Below are 14,026 nucleotides of genomic sequence, written 5' to 3'. Positions count from 1 at the left end.
GCCACCGGCAGCGAGCGGGCATGAGCACCCGCCTTCTGGACGTCGCGTACCTCGCGCTGCTCCTGGCCCCCGGGATACCGGCGCTCACCGCCCACCTCCACCGCGAGCAGCTGCACTTCCACCTGCCAGCGGCCTCCTTCCACCACGAGCCGGCTCACGCCCCGGCACACCAGAACGCCTGCCGGCCCCCGGCCGGTGCCGCCCGGCGTGGAAGCGGATCTCGCGTGCCCCATGGCAATGGACGACACGAGTCTCGTCCCGCGGCCCGCTCCCGGCTCTGAACAGTTTCTCAGCCCTATGAAAGAGACCTTTCCGATGAACAGCCCTCTCGACGGCCCCGCCGTTGCGGGCCTCGTGCCGTCGCCGAACCGCCTCCTGGAAGAGGAGACGGCCGATGCCCCCTAGCCTCCCGGTCTCGCCGCCACGCTGCTTCATACCGTCCCTGCCACCGGTCCTGATCGGTGCGCTCCTGCGCCATCACCGAAAGCGCACCAGGCTGAATCTGCAGAAAGCCAGCGCCGCCGTCGAGGTACCGGCCAGCAGAATCGGCGCCGCAGAAAGAGCCCAGCTACCCCTGCCCATCGCGGGCGTGCGCGCACTTCTAGACCTTTACAACACACCCGATCGCGAGGCCCAGCAGGTACTGGCGCTGATGGAGCAGGTGGGTCACCAGCACTGGCTCGACCAGATCACTCTGCCTCGGACGTGGGTGGACGCGCTGGTAGCCGGGTGCCGGTCCATCCACGTCTACAGCGCTAGTGCGGAGGCACTGGCACGGGTCACTCCACCGGCCTCGCCGGTGGCAGGGGGACAGTGCCAGATGGTGCTGCTCCTGAACGAGAACGTGCTGGACCAGCCCGCCGACGAGGAGCAGGCCACGGCCTTCTCCCACCTCGTCCGCCTGACCGAGAGCGGGGCCGTCACCGTCCATCTCGTACCGGATCGTCTCGAGGCCCCTGCGCCGCTGCTGGCCGAGTACACCTACACACGGTGGGGCTGGGACGGCAGCAGCGCCGACCGGATGCGCCGCCAGATCTTTGCCGCCTATCGTTACAGCGGCGTGTGCAGCAGTCTGAGCAATGGGCCCGTCGCGGCGGCCGAGCGCCAGGCGCTGCGGCAGGCCGTCCATAGTGCGCAACCGTCCGGATGGAGTCTGCACCTGCTGCGGCAGGCCGCTCTCTTCATGCAGCGCTCCACTTCAGCCGAAGTCCGCTGCGCATTTCCCCGCTCCGGGACCTCGGCACCGGCCGCTCCCTCGGTATCGAGGTCAGCATGACGCGCTCTGTGCCCCCCGTGTCACCGGCCCGTGTCCACGCCGAGCTCTTGGGCGGCGACAGCGCCTCCCCGCTGGACAGCGCCGTGGTCCGCCGCGTCACCGAGGTGGCGCCGTGGTGGCCGGCAGCAGCCCAGACACTGCACCGAGACGGGCTTCGGCTGGTGGTGCACCTCGCCGCGCAGGGCCTGGACCAGTTCCTCGACCTGGGCAGTGGGTGTCCCTCCCCCGGCCGCCGGCAGGTCCACAGGCTCGCCACCGCCTTCAACCGGAGTCGACACGCTGCCCGCACGGTCTACGTCGACCGCGATCCCCACGCACACGACGACCGTCGCATCAGCCTGGTGGACCAGACGGACGCGGTATCCGTACGTGCCGACATCACCGATACCGACGCTCTCTTCGAGCATCCGGCGGTCCAGCAACTCGATCTCCAGCGCCCCATTGTCGTGCTGCTGCACGACGTCCTGCACTGGATGCCGGACGAGACGGCCGCCCGTCTGATCGCGGATCTGCGCCGTCGCCTGCCTCGCGGCAGCCTCATCTCCTTCACCCACCTCCTCCCCGCCCCGCCGCCCTACGCCACCACCCCGCTGGTCGGCGCCTACCGCGAAGCCGGTATGAGGCTGCGGCCACGCGACCTGTCGGCGATCACCGCGTGGAACGGCACCTGGCCCGCCTACACCCATGGGCCGCACACCGGCGCCGGCCCCCAGCCGGTGTGCGCCTCCCTCCTGCGCACGCCCCGGCCCGGCCCGTTCCCCCGTCCCGCCTTCTGGTCGTTTTCGCGAGGCCAGGCTTCCCACCGCACCCCGTCAACCCGGTGATCACCGTGGCCACATTCCGGAGCGCCTCTCTGTGACAACCGCACCCAAGACCTATACGAGTTCGCCTGGGCGACCCGACAGCCGGCCCAGGAGACGATCCCTCACCGCTCTACTGGTCGGCGAGGGCGTCGACTACATGGGAACCGCTGTGCACCGGGTCGCCCTGCCAGCGCTCGCAGTCCTCTCCCTGGACGCCACCCCCGGCGAAGTCGCACGCCTCGCCTTCGCCGGGAGCGTCCCGGCGCTCCTGCTCTCCCTGCCCGCCGGAGTGCTGCTCGGCCGCTACCCGCTGCGCGCCGTCCTGGTCACCACCGACCTCGCGGCGGCGGCCGTAGCCCTCATGATTCCGGCCGCCGCCGTCCTCCACGTGCTGACGATGCCGCTGCTCTATTCGATCGCCCTCGCGCTGGGCTCCTTGCCAGTCCTGCACCTGGCCGCCTCGATGGCAGCCGTCCCCCTCCTGTCGGACACCGGACGGCTCCACCGGGCCAACTCGCTCTTCACCGGCGTGGTCACCACCGCCGGCGTCACCGGCAGCGCCCTGGGCACGGTGCTCGTCGCAACGGTCGGCCCCGCCCGCGCCCTGCTCGCCGACGTCGCCTCCTACGTCCTCTCCGCGTGCTGCGCCACCCGCGTCCGAGCTCTGCCCGCGCCCGAGCGGGCGCGGGCGGCCCGGCGTCCGATGCTCGACGAAATCCGCGAGGGCCTGCGCTACGCCGCCAGGGATGAGGTACTCCGACCGCTGCTCACGGTCCTAATGGCCACCGGCATCGGCAGCGGACTGACCGTCACCCTGCTGGCGTACCACCTGCTGACTGCGGTGCACGTGGGCACGACCGGCCTCGGCGTGATCATGATCGCGAGCAGTCTCGGCGGACTCACCGGCGCCTTCATCGCACCCCGCCTCGCGCGCCGCTACGGCGCGGGCACCGTGCTGGGCGTCGGCTTCGCCGTCCACGCCATGATGCAGATACCGCCGCTCCTCGCCGAGCCGGGACCGGCCTGGCTCGCGTTCCTCGTCGCCGCCTCGTTCCTGCGCTTCGCGGAGGCCACGTCCGTGGGCACCACCCAGCGCTCCGTACAGCAGTGGGTCACCCCGCTCCATCTCCGCGACCGCGTCCAGCAGACCGCGCTGTGGCTGAGCCAGGGAAGCCTGCCGCTCGCGACGCTGGCCGCCGGAGGCCTCGCCACCCTCGTCGACGTCCGCGCCGTGATGCTCGCCGGCGTCCTCGTCCTGCTGCTGTCCGCCGGGATGCTGTGGCGCTCCCCCGTCAGCCACCTGACGGTCAAGGACGACGGAGGGGCCCGATGACGCTGACCGCAGACAGTGCGCACCAGGGTGCCCCCACCACCAAAGCGGTCTCGGCCCCGTCGACGACGAAGTCCACCCACTCCCAACTCCGTTCAGCCATTGCCCGGGTTCACCACGCTCCGAGGCACCGCTACCCCACCGATGACCAGCGCGATCGAAATCTCCAGCGTCTTCGGACGATCGTGGAGCCCTGGCTCCCGCTGGCGAAGTGCCGCCTCGACCAAGCCGCAGGCTCACCGTCCGACCACGCCCGGTGGAAAGACCTCATGGCCGGCGTGCAGCCGCTCGTTGTTCCCGCCGGCCTTCCACCGGCGCTCCCCGTCCTGAACGACAGCGTCCTGCGCCTCCTGCGGGCCCTTACCGAGGCCGAGGCGGGCGGGCCGGACGTCACGGAGATCGCCGACCATGTACGGACGGCGATCCAGGACGGGGTGTTTCTGCCCGGCACGAAACTGCCCGTCGGCCGGATCGCCGCCGACCTCGGCTACTCGCGCCCCTCCGATCGGGCCGAGCTCGCCTTCCAGGACCTGCGATCCGAAAAGCTGCTCACCTTCCGCGGCAGCATCTGGTGGATCATCGAGCCCACCGATCAGGCCGCCCAGGTCGCCGGGATGATCCGGGCATTCATCCAGGCCGGCGTCTACCCGCCGGGCGGCCCCCTTCCCAGGACCATCGACCTGGCCCCTCAGCTCGCTACGTCCACGACGACCCTGACCGGCGCGTGGGCCATCCTGCGCGAGGAGGGGACGGTGGTCAGCCGGGACGGCTTCCGCCGCAGGACGCCTCCAGTGCCGCCGTTTCCTCTCGACGCACCGCCCGGCCCTGACGCTCTGACGGCCCAGCTGCGCTCCCTGGCCCTGGACGACGCGGACCTACGTCCCCACGTCATCGAGGAGACATGTGCTCAGGCGCGGAACTGGTGGCGGACCCGGACCTCTCCTCCTCCAGCAGCCCTGGAACACGCGTACAGCTACCTGATCGCCGCCGTCCTGCACCTGCTCCGGACGACCCCGGACGCCGAGGAAGCGCACACTCGGCTCCGGCGCACCGCCGTACTCGCGCTCGACCCGGACGGCGTCACCTCCAGCCCGCTGTGGCGCACCGCCTGTATCGCGGTGGCCGTCGGCGAACTCGCGCACCGGAGCCCGGCGTGATCGCGCGGGCGACCGTACGAGGGGCGGTCGCCGGTCCGTGGCGGGCGGTGAGCGACCGTTCAGGCCGCGGCTTTAGCCAGCAGCTCGGAAACGCCCTCTGCGTCGCGGAAGGTCTTGAAGCGCGGGACGAGGTCGCGGACGAGCTCGACGCACCGAGGGGCGCCGATCCGGTGCGCGAGCTCCAGGGACTGGGTCGCGGCAGCGGCGGCGAGGTCCGGCTCCTTCAGGTCGAGGTGGGTCTTTGCGCGGTACGCGAGGAAGACCCCGCGGGTCTTGTCCCGGCTGGGCGGCAGCAGGATCTGGCCCTCCTCGATGAGCTGGTGAGCCTGGCGGGTGTCACCGAGGTCGTTGAGGCTCTGCCCGGAGTCCACGGCGAGGTCCGCCTCCGAAAGCCAGGAGCACCAGGCGGGAACGGGGTCGGGGGTCGGTACGCCGAGGAGGTGCTCGGCGGCGCTCAGGGCCCGCAGGGTCCGCCGCCGTTCGCCCTGGGGGGCCAGGGCGCGGGCGAGCCGGAGATGGAGCAGGGACCGGGCGGCCGGGTGACGGGTGCGGGTCAGAGCGCGTTCCAGGATCTGGGCGGCGGTGCGGGGATCATTACGCCAGGAGGCCTGGTAGGCAAGGTCGCTCAGGAGGGCGGCGCCCATGTCGTGATCGGCGCCGGCGTGAGCGCTGTGGAGGCCGGCAATCCAGAACCGGCCTGCTTCACCGTGGCGGCCGTGATCGAAGCGATGCCAGGCTACGGTCTGGGCGAGGCTCGCGGCCAGGGCATGGAGCCGTACGCCCAGGGCCGGGGAGTAGCGGCCGTCGGCGATCAGGTCGGTCACGGTCGCCAGGTGGGCGTCGATGAGCGCAGCGGTGTGCTGCCGCTCCTGGGTGGCCAGAGCTGTCAGCCGCGCGCTGGTCTCCTCCAGGACGACGACGAGGTCCTCGCCGATGGCCCTGCCCTGGACGCGCTCGGTGACCTCCGGCCACGCGTCGGTGGTGGCCCAGGCGCCGGCCAAGGTGATCAGGGCGGTGCCAGAGATCGCGGACAGGACGGTACGGCGGGATCGATCCATCGATGCTCTCAATGCTTCTCGGAGGGCCGGCACGGTACTGGCGGGTCCCAGGGAGACCACGCCGACGTTGGGCAGCCAGCTCGGCCACGACCGCACGTCGACGTCTTCGAGTTGAACCTCGAAGACCTCGGCGATGTACTCCTGGGACTCCCGGTCAGGTGTAACTCCGGTGACCTCCCATTTGCGGACGCGCTGTTTGTCCACGCCGGAACGCAGGCCGCGGCGTTCAGCCGCCGCGCAGATCTCCCGGGCGAGGTCGACGCCGGTCATGCCCCGTGCGGCACGGAGCAGTGCCAAGGGGTGGTTGTTCTCCGCCACTCCGTCATCCAATCAGCAGCGCCTGCGCCGAGCGTAGCCCTGAACCGACCGGGACTACCGCCGGGACTACCGACAACTCCTTTTAGTGTGCGTCCAGTTGATCGACACTCGATCACCCCGGCGATCTCGCGTACTGGCAGCACGTCCCGGTGGCCCGAAGCCGGCCTCTCCAGCTCTTCGGCGGCCGGCCTGGGACGGAACCGTGCGGAGCACCACCGAGACCGTTCACACCCCTCAACACTGCGAAGGACGTCCCGTGAAACCCCTGGCCGCTCTTCCCGCCCGTCGGTACAGATGGACGCCGTGCGTCACCCCGCCGCAGTGGTCGGCGCCATGACCGGCGAGGTCCGTACGCCGACCCACCCCGAGATCGCACGGGACCTGATCGGCCGGGTCGAGTCCGCAGCTGACACCTGGCGCGCCCCGGCTGGTGAGCGTGAAGCCGCTCCGGAAGGAGTTGCGCGTGCGGCCCGGAACGCCATCGAGTCCGACACGCAGGCCCTGCGCCGAATCGTCGCCCGACTGCAAGGCTGGCCCGGCCGCACGCTGGTCGGCGAGGACGGGTGCCAGGCCGCTCTGACCATCGCCCTGAACAGCGATCCCGCCGTTCAGGTCACGTTGCTTCACCTGCTCGCCGAAGCCGTACGCCGGGGGGACGCGACGACCGCGCAGTGGGCCCACTTGCACGACCGGTGCCTCGCGTGCAGCGGCCGACCGCAGACGTACGGCACCCAGTACCGGCTGCACGACGGACGGCTCGAGATGTGCCCCGTCGCCGATCCCGAAAGCCTTGACCAGCGACGAGTCAGTGTCGGTCTGCCTCTGCGGAAAGACCAGCTTGCCGTGCTCAAACGCCGCCACGGATCGGTAGCCGTACTGGCCGTGTCCGTGAATGGGAGAGCCTCTTAATGAGCGCTCGTCGTCCTTCAGCCGCTGCCATGAAGCCTCCATCCGGAGTTCACACTTCGTGTCCCAACGCGGGACGCCCGCGAAGGTGATTACTTACTCGGTTCTGCAAACCAATACGAGACACAGTATCGCCGAGAAACAGGGGTCCACATGAGTCCGAACAGTACCTATTGGATGAACTACGCCATTCGCGTCGCACAAGGGGCGCCGCGATCCAGTCGGCGGGTCGGCGTTGCACTCGTTTCCGAAAACGACAAGTTGATCTGCTCTGCCTTCGAGGGAGAAGTCTGCGGCACCTCCTGGTATCGCACTCTGCGAAGCAGAATGCGGGAACTCGGTATATCCAGCGCGCACAGTGCATACCTGACGGTCAACACTCTGTCGTCAAACCAGTCGTTTGAGCTGACCGAGCTCTTGAAGGAGATTCGGCTGGACAGGGTTTACGTCGGCCTGCCGGACCCAGCGCTGACGAGCTACCGCGATGACGATCCCGTCACCGCGCGAGGTCGCGTACATCGGTTCCCCGATGATCTGCAGCGCGAGATCCTCGAGCAGAACCGGGATTTCTACGCAGCAAGTGAACAGAGCATCGAGTGCAATCCCCACTACTCCGCGCATCGCATCAGTGAAGCCGTCTCCTCCAGACTGCAGTCGAAGGGATTCGCGCTCTCCAGGACCGATGTCAATGCGCACAGGGGAAGAGTCGCGCTCGTTTCTCTGATCCGCCAGAGGTACAGGATCGAGCACGAAGAGGCTGATCACGCCGTCAACAACGCACTGTCCGGAGCCTTTGACGCGAAGTACGGCACCTACGACTACGCGTACGACGCCCGTGCCGCCAAACCGGAATGGGCCGACGACTTCATGTCGGTTTACGGGAAATCGTGCGCAAGACCTCTTTCCGCTGTCAGCATCCTGAACGTCGGTGTCGGGGCCGGCCACGAGGCAGCGGCTCTATTCCCGGATTGCCCGCGGATCACCTTCGTTGACATCGCGGAACGCGGGCTCGCAAATATTAGCGAACGTTTTCCCTCGTCGAGAACTTTCGTTTCTAGCGCCGAAGACCTGTCCGCTCTTCCGGAAGACAGTTACGATCTGTATGTCTCCCTGAGGACATACAACTCGTCATTCTTCGATACATCCGCAGCGATCTCTGAGGCGCACAGAGTGTTGAAGCCCGGAGCAACAATCATCGTCTCTGTGGCTAACGGGTTTCTGTATAATCAGCGCGGCTGCGTCGTCCCAGGACTGATCATTCCCGGAACTGATTTCGTCGACCTCTATCGCGGGATGGACACAGCCAATCTAGTTGGCGCAGAGCTCGACCGTGCCGGATTCAAAGATATCCGAATGTTCCCAACAAGCACCGAGATTTACCTGTCAGCTGTCACCGCCTGAGGCTTCCACGGCCTTTCGAGACGGCCGCGTCCGCGATGCCCCCTCAGTTCCGCGGGAGGGTCGAATCGCAGGCGGTCGGGGCGACCGGACTGTTCAGAGTGACCAGTACGAAGGAAGGGCTTCTGCAATGAACGGGCCAGCGACTATCGCCCAGAGGATCCTGCAGTTCAACGAGGAACTCGCGGAAACGACGCTTGAACTGCCTCCCGGGTTCAGGGCCGTCAACCCGTTCAGCGGCCCCCAGAAGGAGAGCGTCCGCGAGGTCACGACCGCGTTCTACAACAAGTACTACGACGACGACAAGCCGCGCCGTCTGGTGCTGGGGAGCTCGCCCGCCCGACGCGGCACGGCCGTGACCGGGGTCCCGTTCGAAGACGCCACGCTCCTCGAAAGCGAAACGGGAGTCGATATCGACGGCTATGCGGTGAGCCGGCCTTCCGCAGGATTTCTGCACGACGTCATCAGGTGCTACGGGGGCCGCGGCAAATTCTATGCCGATTTCGTCATGAGTTTCGTATGCCCCCTTGGCCTGGTGAGAATGAACGCCAAGGAGAAAGAGGTCAACTGCAACTACTACGAGAACAAGAAACTGCTGGAGCTTCTGCGCTCTTTCCTCATGGATTCCCTGGAGCGCCAGATTGCGTTCGGAACCGACACCTCGGTGTGCTACTGCATCGGCAGTGGTGAGAACTTCACGTTCCTCTCGAAGGTGAATGAGGAGCGGCGATTCTTCCGAAAGATCGTTCCCTTGGAACACCCGCGCTTCATCACACAGTACAACGGGGACAGAAAGGGGGAGTTCGCCGAAAAGTACCTCCGGGCCTTCCGTGGGCAAGGCGACTAGTTACCCCCTCCGGAACACTTCCCAACCTCTTGGCTGATTCCACGAAGGCTGCGGGATTTCAACGCGCCGGACGAGAAGGAGAACAGTACGTTGACGACAGAAGGCAAGCTTCTGGTCCATTTCGGTGAGGAACGCGTGAGCGTTTACCGCTCCCAGAGCGGCGAGCTGAAAGTGCTCAAAAACGAGCGGCTCGCATTCGAAGGGAGCCGTACCCGCGAGGCACTGTCGGGCAGCGTCGGTGAGTTCTGCGCCGGCCTCACGGAGTTCAACGCGATCGTCGATAATAAGACAACGCGTCTGCACGCCACTGGGACCTTCCAGCAGCTCTCTCAGCCGGAAGCGGACGCTCTGGTCAACAGCGTATATGTCGACACCGGTCTTTACTTCAACATAGTCGGGCCGGAGCTGGAGCGGTTCTACCTGGAAACCGGCATGTCCGCGTGCGGATCGGACGACATGCTGGAAGGCATGATCCGGCGGGAGTTCCGGAAGGCTGTTGTCTGCGGCAGCTTCCAGCAGTCGTTGGGGTACATCGAGGACACCATCGCCTGTCTGCGTAAGAGCGGCACCGAAGTGCTGAGCCCGCAGAGCACAAGGATCAAGCCGGAGACCGCAGGCACCGACTTCATCCTCTTCGAGTACCAGGATCTCCTGAAGAACGACCGCGACACGTGGCGGCACAAGTACATGCACATGGACGCGTTCCGGCAGGCCGACGCTGTCGTTGTATGCAACCCCGGCGGCCACGTCGGCAAGGGAACCCTCTTCGAGCTCGGCTTCCTGGCCGCGCTTTCCAAGAGGGTCATCTTCACCGAGGAGCCCCAGGGCGTTTCCGTCTCGTTCCCCTGTGAGGTCGGCCTGGGAGCCTGAATTCTCCCGCTGAGCGCCGCGGCACCCCGCTCCGTTCTTTCCACCGATCGGGCCAAGCGGCGTTCAGGCGAACGACATAGGGCGGGAGCAGACCTCCGGCTCATCCTTGCGCTCTTTCCCAGCAGATCTCACTCCTCGGCTACGAAGATACGGAAAGGATCCTCGCCGGTGCACGATGCAAAACCCATCGACGTCATGCGCGACAGGCTGCGAGAGATCGTGGCGTCTGTCCTCGAACTGAAGAAGGACGACATCGAGTCAGACGCCCTGTTCTATGAGGAACTCGGCATGAGCTCCCTGGAGAAGGTGGCGGTCACGGCCGCGATCGAGAGCGAGTTCGGATCCCTCTCCCCCGAGGAAGCGGCAACCCTTACCAACCTGGACGCCGCGGTATCCGTGCTCAGCACGCGTACGGCAAGCCGCCATGGGGTCGGCCTGATCGACCGCCTGGTGGCGGGTCATATCGCCGCCGGCCGGGGCGAAAGGACCAGCTACCTCGACCCCCAGGCGGGGGATATCACCTATGCCGCCCTCCTGGAGGCAGCACGTGGGTACGCGGGCGCCCTCAGGGCAGCGGGAGTGCCCAAGGGCGCCCGGGGCCTGCTGATCGCCGACGACTCCGTGGCGACCGTTGTCGCCGTCCTTGGCCTGTGGTGGCACGGCGGCGTCCCCGTGGTGATCAGCCCGATGCTCACGGACGACGAGGTCCGCTACATCGCCGCAGACTGCGCCGCCGCGATGGTGCACCTCGACGCGGGCTCCAAGCGGCAGCGTGTCCTGGAGGAGCTGTTCGCCAAGACACCCCGGTTTACCGGCGCTGACGTCCTCGCTGCTCTGGCCACGGCCGAGCCCGGCTCCGCACACCGCCCGCAGGAGGCCGGGCCGCTGGCCGTGTGGAGTGCGGGGCGTGAGGCGCTCGTGCAGTACACCTCCGGAAGTACCGGCATGCCCAAGGGGGTGCGGCACTCGGCGGGTGCGATCGCGGCCATGGCAGACGGCATCGGCACGGTCCTGGCGCTGACTCCCGAGGACACCGTGCTGTCCAGCGCCCGGATGTCCTTCGGATACGGCTTCGGCAGCTCTGTCCTGTGCCCTCTGGCGGCCGGCTCCCGCGTCGCGCTCATCCAAGGCCCGGTCGATGTTCACTCCCTCGCCGCCGCGATCCAGCGCCACCGGCCCACCGTGCTCTTCTCCGTCCCGCGGCTGTACGCGGCGCTGCTGAACTCCTGCGAGACGACGGCGCTCGCCTCCGGCTCCGTGCGGCTGTGCGTGGCGGCGGGTGAGAATCTGCCGGGCTTACTCAGCGAGCGGATCCGTACCGCCTTCCAGGCCGAGCTTCTCAACGGCCTCGGCGCCACCGAGGTGCTCCACATCGTTGTCGGCACGCCGCCGGGGAATGGGCGTCCGGGCACCTTCGGGATACCGGTGCCCGGCATCACCGCGACCGTCCGCAGCGCGGACGGCGCGCCCGTCGCCGACGGCCAGGAGGGCCGGCTGCACATCGCCGGTCCGACCGTCGCCCTCGGCTACATCGGCCGGCCGGAGGCCGCGGCTCTCACCTTCGCTGAGGGCGGCGCCTACACCGGCGACCTGGTGTGCCGTGCGCCGGACGGCACGTTCACCCATCTGTGCCGCACCGATGACCTGCTCAACCTGGGCGGCTACAAGGTCGTGCCCGGCGAGATCGAGAGCGTCATCCGCGGCGTGGAAGGAGTCCAGGACTGCGTGGTGGTCGGCGGCCGCGACGCTGACAGTCTGGAGCAGGCCGTGGCGTATCTGGTGGCCCGGCCGGGATCCGACGAGTCCGTGGTGCGGCGCGCGGTGCTCGCCGCGATCCGTAGCGACCTGGCTGCCTACAAGCGACCCGCCCGTCTGGAGTTCCTCGACAATCTGCCGACCACGTCGACCGGCAAGCTGGCCGCCTTCGAGCTTCGGAAGGCGGCCGGACAATCGTGACCTGGGACATCACGGGTATGGCCGCCATCGCCAACATCGGCGCCAGCCCCCAGGAGATCTTCGCCGCGCTGTGCGCGGGCCAGGAGAGCCGCACACCCCTGAAGGCGTTCAACCCTGAGAAGTACAGGGCGGCCTACGCCTACGAGATCGACGACCGGCCCGAGGGCGGCGGCGACATCCCACGCCGCGCCACCCTCTGGCTCACCAGCGTCGTTCGCCAGGCAGCCGCCGACGCGGGCCTGGATGAGGACCTGTCCGAGGTACCCGTGCTGGTAGGGACCACCATGCGCGAGCAGCGCAGCCTCGAACTGTGGTGGCGCGAGAACACCGACGTCGCCCCCGAAGACCTGTACTTCGGCACTGCGCTGAAGGCAGCCTTCGGGACATCCATCACGTACACCTTCGCCAACGCCTGCTCCGCCACGCTGTACGCGCTCGGCATGGCCACCGACATGATCGAGCTCGGCATGGCCGACACGGTCGTTGTCGCCGGTACCGACGCCGCCACCGAGAGCGGCTTCGGCACTCTCGACCGGGTGCAGAACGACATCCCCGACGCGCTGCGCCCCTTCGACGCCACGCACAAGGGCATGCTGATGGGGGAGGGTGCGGCAGCCGTCGTCATCCAGCGCGCCGGCACCGGAACCGGGCCCATGCACGGCCGGGTGCGCGGTGTGGGTATGACCTGCGATGCCCACCACGCCACCGCGCCGGATCCCGATGGCATCACTCGCACAGTCCAGGACGCCTACCGCAGAGCAGGGGTACGGGCGCAGGACATCGACCTGGTGATGCTGCACGGCAGCGGCACCCCCCTCAACGATGCGACGGAATCGAGCGTCCTGCGCCGCATCTTCGAAGGTGCCGCACCCGGTCCGCGGATGACCGCCATTAAGGCGATGACCGGCCACACCCTGGGCGGCTCGGGATTGCTCAGCCTGCTGATGGCGGTGCTCGCCATGAAGGAAGGAACGGTGCCCCCGATCCTGGGACTTACCGATCCGATCCCCGAGGCCGCAGGACTGGGCCTGGTGCAGGGCGCCCCCGTCTCCGGCGACCTGGCCATCGCGCAGATCGACGCGTTCGGCTTCGGAGGGATCAACGCCGTCGCGATCGTGGAGGCAGCCCGATGAGCACGACGAGCACCGCGCACATGAGGAACCCCAACGTCCGGGACGTCGCCGTCACCGGCATCGGACTGGCCCTCCCCGGTGTCGCGACGTACGGCGACCTCCTCGGGCCCTTGCCGGGGGTGGGCGGCTTCGACCCGGCAACCGGGCTCAGCGGACGCGAGCTGCGCCACAAGGACCGCGCGTCCCGGCTCGCCCTGCGGGCCGCCGAGTTCGCTCTCCACGACGCGGACCTGACCGACGCCGGCGCCACGTTCACGGGCGCTGCCGATGCGACTGCCGTCGTGGTCAGCACCAACTTGGGCAACGCGGACAGCGTCTGCGCGGCCACCGACACGATCGCCAGAGAAGGCGTCCGGGGCCTCAGCCCGCTGGGCCTGCCCCAGACCTCGAGCAACGTCATCGCCGGCTGGGTGGCCATCCGCTACGGGCTGCGCGGCCCCAACCTCACCGTTTGCAACGGCGTCACGAGCGGTCTGGACGCCCTGGCCTGGGCCCGGAACCTCATCATGGCCGGGCGCGCCGAAGCAGCCATCGTCATCGGCGTCGAACCATCCAACGACGTGACGGCGAAGCTCCTCGGCGAGCAGTCCACCGACGCGGCGGTCGCCGTCGTCCTCGAACAGGCGGACGCAGCCGCTTCCCGTGGCGCACGACCGCGCGCCGCGATCACCGGGTACGCGCGGGCCCGGGACCTCGCCGCGGCACTGATCTGCGCCGGTGTGACGAAGAAGGAATCCGTCGGACTGTGGTTGGCGGACGAGGCGGCTGCCAGGGCGGGCCGGCTGCCCGCAGCCGCGCGCCGGATCGACCTGGAAGCCCAGTTGGGCCCGCTGTCCGGGGCGCTGGGCGTCCTGCAGTGCGCCGCTGCGGCTGCCCACTTCGAGGGCGGGGCCACCGGGAACATGCTTGCCACGGCCGGAGGCCCTCACCACGACGCGGCAGCCGCCCTGCTGCTGACTCCCTGACCTACCACT

Annotated in this window: 12 protein-coding genes; 11 read left to right on the top strand and 1 reads right to left on the bottom strand. The window is 68.3% G+C overall.

Features of this window, described 5'->3' with window-relative positions; genetic code table 11:
* Window positions 1-394 precede the first annotated feature (394 nt).
* The 4 genes from ACFYNX_RS26955 (at window position 395) to ACFYNX_RS26940 (ending at window position 4,566) form a co-directional block, all read left to right on the top strand.
* Window positions 395-1,276 carry a helix-turn-helix domain-containing protein gene (locus tag ACFYNX_RS26955; RefSeq protein ID WP_388664903.1) on the top strand — a complete coding sequence of 294 codons (882 nt, stop codon included), beginning with the start codon at window positions 395-397 and terminating at the stop codon, window positions 1,274-1,276.
* On the top strand, window positions 1,273-2,100 hold the full coding sequence (locus ACFYNX_RS26950; protein ID WP_388664901.1) for an SAM-dependent methyltransferase: 828 nt from the start codon (window positions 1,273-1,275) through the stop codon (window positions 2,098-2,100). The genes ACFYNX_RS26955 and ACFYNX_RS26950 overlap by 4 nt, the downstream gene beginning before the upstream one ends.
* Before the next feature lie 31 nt (window positions 2,101-2,131).
* The gene (locus tag ACFYNX_RS26945) at window positions 2,132-3,412 is read left to right on the top strand and encodes an MFS transporter (RefSeq protein ID WP_388664899.1); all 1,281 of its coding nucleotides are present in this window, start codon (window positions 2,132-2,134) and stop codon (window positions 3,410-3,412) included.
* Window positions 3,413-3,678: 266 nt separating this feature from the next.
* Window positions 3,679-4,566: a GntR family transcriptional regulator gene (locus ACFYNX_RS26940; RefSeq protein WP_388664897.1), complete on the top strand. Its 888-nt coding sequence runs from the start codon at window positions 3,679-3,681 to the stop codon at window positions 4,564-4,566.
* Window positions 4,567-4,625: 59 nt separating this feature from the next.
* Here ACFYNX_RS26940 and ACFYNX_RS26935 read toward each other — a convergent pair whose 3' ends face one another.
* Window positions 4,626-5,921, bottom strand: a complete 1,296-nt coding sequence (locus ACFYNX_RS26935) for an XRE family transcriptional regulator (protein WP_388664895.1) — start codon at window positions 5,919-5,921, stop codon at window positions 4,626-4,628.
* Window positions 5,922-6,275: 354 nt separating this feature from the next.
* On the opposite strand from ACFYNX_RS26935, the gene ACFYNX_RS26930 reads away from it, so the two are divergent.
* From ACFYNX_RS26930 to ACFYNX_RS26900, 7 genes are all read left to right on the top strand, one after another.
* Window positions 6,276-6,851 carry a DUF6624 domain-containing protein gene (locus ACFYNX_RS26930; protein WP_388664893.1) on the top strand — a complete coding sequence of 192 codons (576 nt, stop codon included), beginning with the start codon at window positions 6,276-6,278 and terminating at the stop codon, window positions 6,849-6,851.
* 174 nt (window positions 6,852-7,025) lie between these two features.
* Complete coding sequence (locus ACFYNX_RS26925) at window positions 7,026-8,249, top strand: class I SAM-dependent methyltransferase (protein WP_388664891.1); 1,224 nt, start codon at window positions 7,026-7,028, stop codon at window positions 8,247-8,249.
* Between the two features lie 127 nt (window positions 8,250-8,376).
* Window positions 8,377-9,093, top strand: coding sequence for a uracil-DNA glycosylase family protein (locus ACFYNX_RS26920; protein ID WP_388664889.1), 717 nt, complete (start codon window positions 8,377-8,379; stop codon window positions 9,091-9,093).
* A gap of 90 nt (window positions 9,094-9,183) precedes the next feature.
* Complete coding sequence (locus ACFYNX_RS26915) at window positions 9,184-9,963, top strand: nucleoside 2-deoxyribosyltransferase (RefSeq protein WP_388664887.1); 780 nt, start codon at window positions 9,184-9,186, stop codon at window positions 9,961-9,963.
* Window positions 9,964-10,158: 195 nt separating this feature from the next.
* Window positions 10,159-11,919, top strand: coding sequence for an AMP-binding protein (locus tag ACFYNX_RS26910; protein WP_388664885.1), 1,761 nt, complete (start codon window positions 10,159-10,161; stop codon window positions 11,917-11,919).
* Window positions 11,916-13,052 carry a beta-ketoacyl synthase N-terminal-like domain-containing protein gene (locus tag ACFYNX_RS26905; protein ID WP_388664883.1) on the top strand — a complete coding sequence of 379 codons (1,137 nt, stop codon included), beginning with the start codon at window positions 11,916-11,918 and terminating at the stop codon, window positions 13,050-13,052. Before ACFYNX_RS26910 ends, ACFYNX_RS26905 begins: the two co-directional genes overlap by 4 nt.
* On the top strand, window positions 13,049-14,017 hold the full coding sequence (locus tag ACFYNX_RS26900) for a beta-ketoacyl synthase N-terminal-like domain-containing protein (protein WP_388664881.1): 969 nt from the start codon (window positions 13,049-13,051) through the stop codon (window positions 14,015-14,017). Before ACFYNX_RS26905 ends, ACFYNX_RS26900 begins: the two co-directional genes overlap by 4 nt.
* Window positions 14,018-14,026: the final 9 nt, after the last annotated feature.

Origin of the sequence: Streptomyces sp. NPDC007872, from assembly GCF_042868165.1 — a bacterium.
In the GTDB taxonomy this organism is placed as follows: domain Bacteria; phylum Actinomycetota; class Actinomycetes; order Streptomycetales; family Streptomycetaceae; genus Streptomyces.
Note: the sequence above shows the minus strand (reverse complement) of the source record. Positions and strands in the feature narration are given on the sequence as shown.

What these genes read in the sequence shown, in the direction of transcription:
- ACFYNX_RS26950 (WP_388664901.1), top strand. Translation starts at nt 1,273, where the DNA reads ATGACGCGCTCTGTGCCCCCCGTGTCACCGGCCCGTGTCCACGCCGAG.
- ACFYNX_RS26925 (WP_388664891.1), top strand. Translation starts at nt 7,026, where the DNA reads ATGAACTACGCCATTCGCGTCGCACAAGGGGCGCCGCGATCCAGTCGG.
- ACFYNX_RS26955 (WP_388664903.1), top strand. Translation starts at nt 395, where the DNA reads ATGCCCCCTAGCCTCCCGGTCTCGCCGCCACGCTGCTTCATACCGTCC.
- ACFYNX_RS26930 (WP_388664893.1), top strand. Translation starts at nt 6,276, where the DNA reads ATGACCGGCGAGGTCCGTACGCCGACCCACCCCGAGATCGCACGGGAC.
- ACFYNX_RS26920 (WP_388664889.1), top strand. Translation starts at nt 8,377, where the DNA reads ATGAACGGGCCAGCGACTATCGCCCAGAGGATCCTGCAGTTCAACGAG.
- ACFYNX_RS26900 (WP_388664881.1), top strand. Translation starts at nt 13,049, where the DNA reads ATGAGCACGACGAGCACCGCGCACATGAGGAACCCCAACGTCCGGGAC.
- ACFYNX_RS26940 (WP_388664897.1), top strand. Translation starts at nt 3,679, where the DNA reads ATGGCCGGCGTGCAGCCGCTCGTTGTTCCCGCCGGCCTTCCACCGGCG.
- ACFYNX_RS26910 (WP_388664885.1), top strand. Translation starts at nt 10,159, where the DNA reads ATGCGCGACAGGCTGCGAGAGATCGTGGCGTCTGTCCTCGAACTGAAG.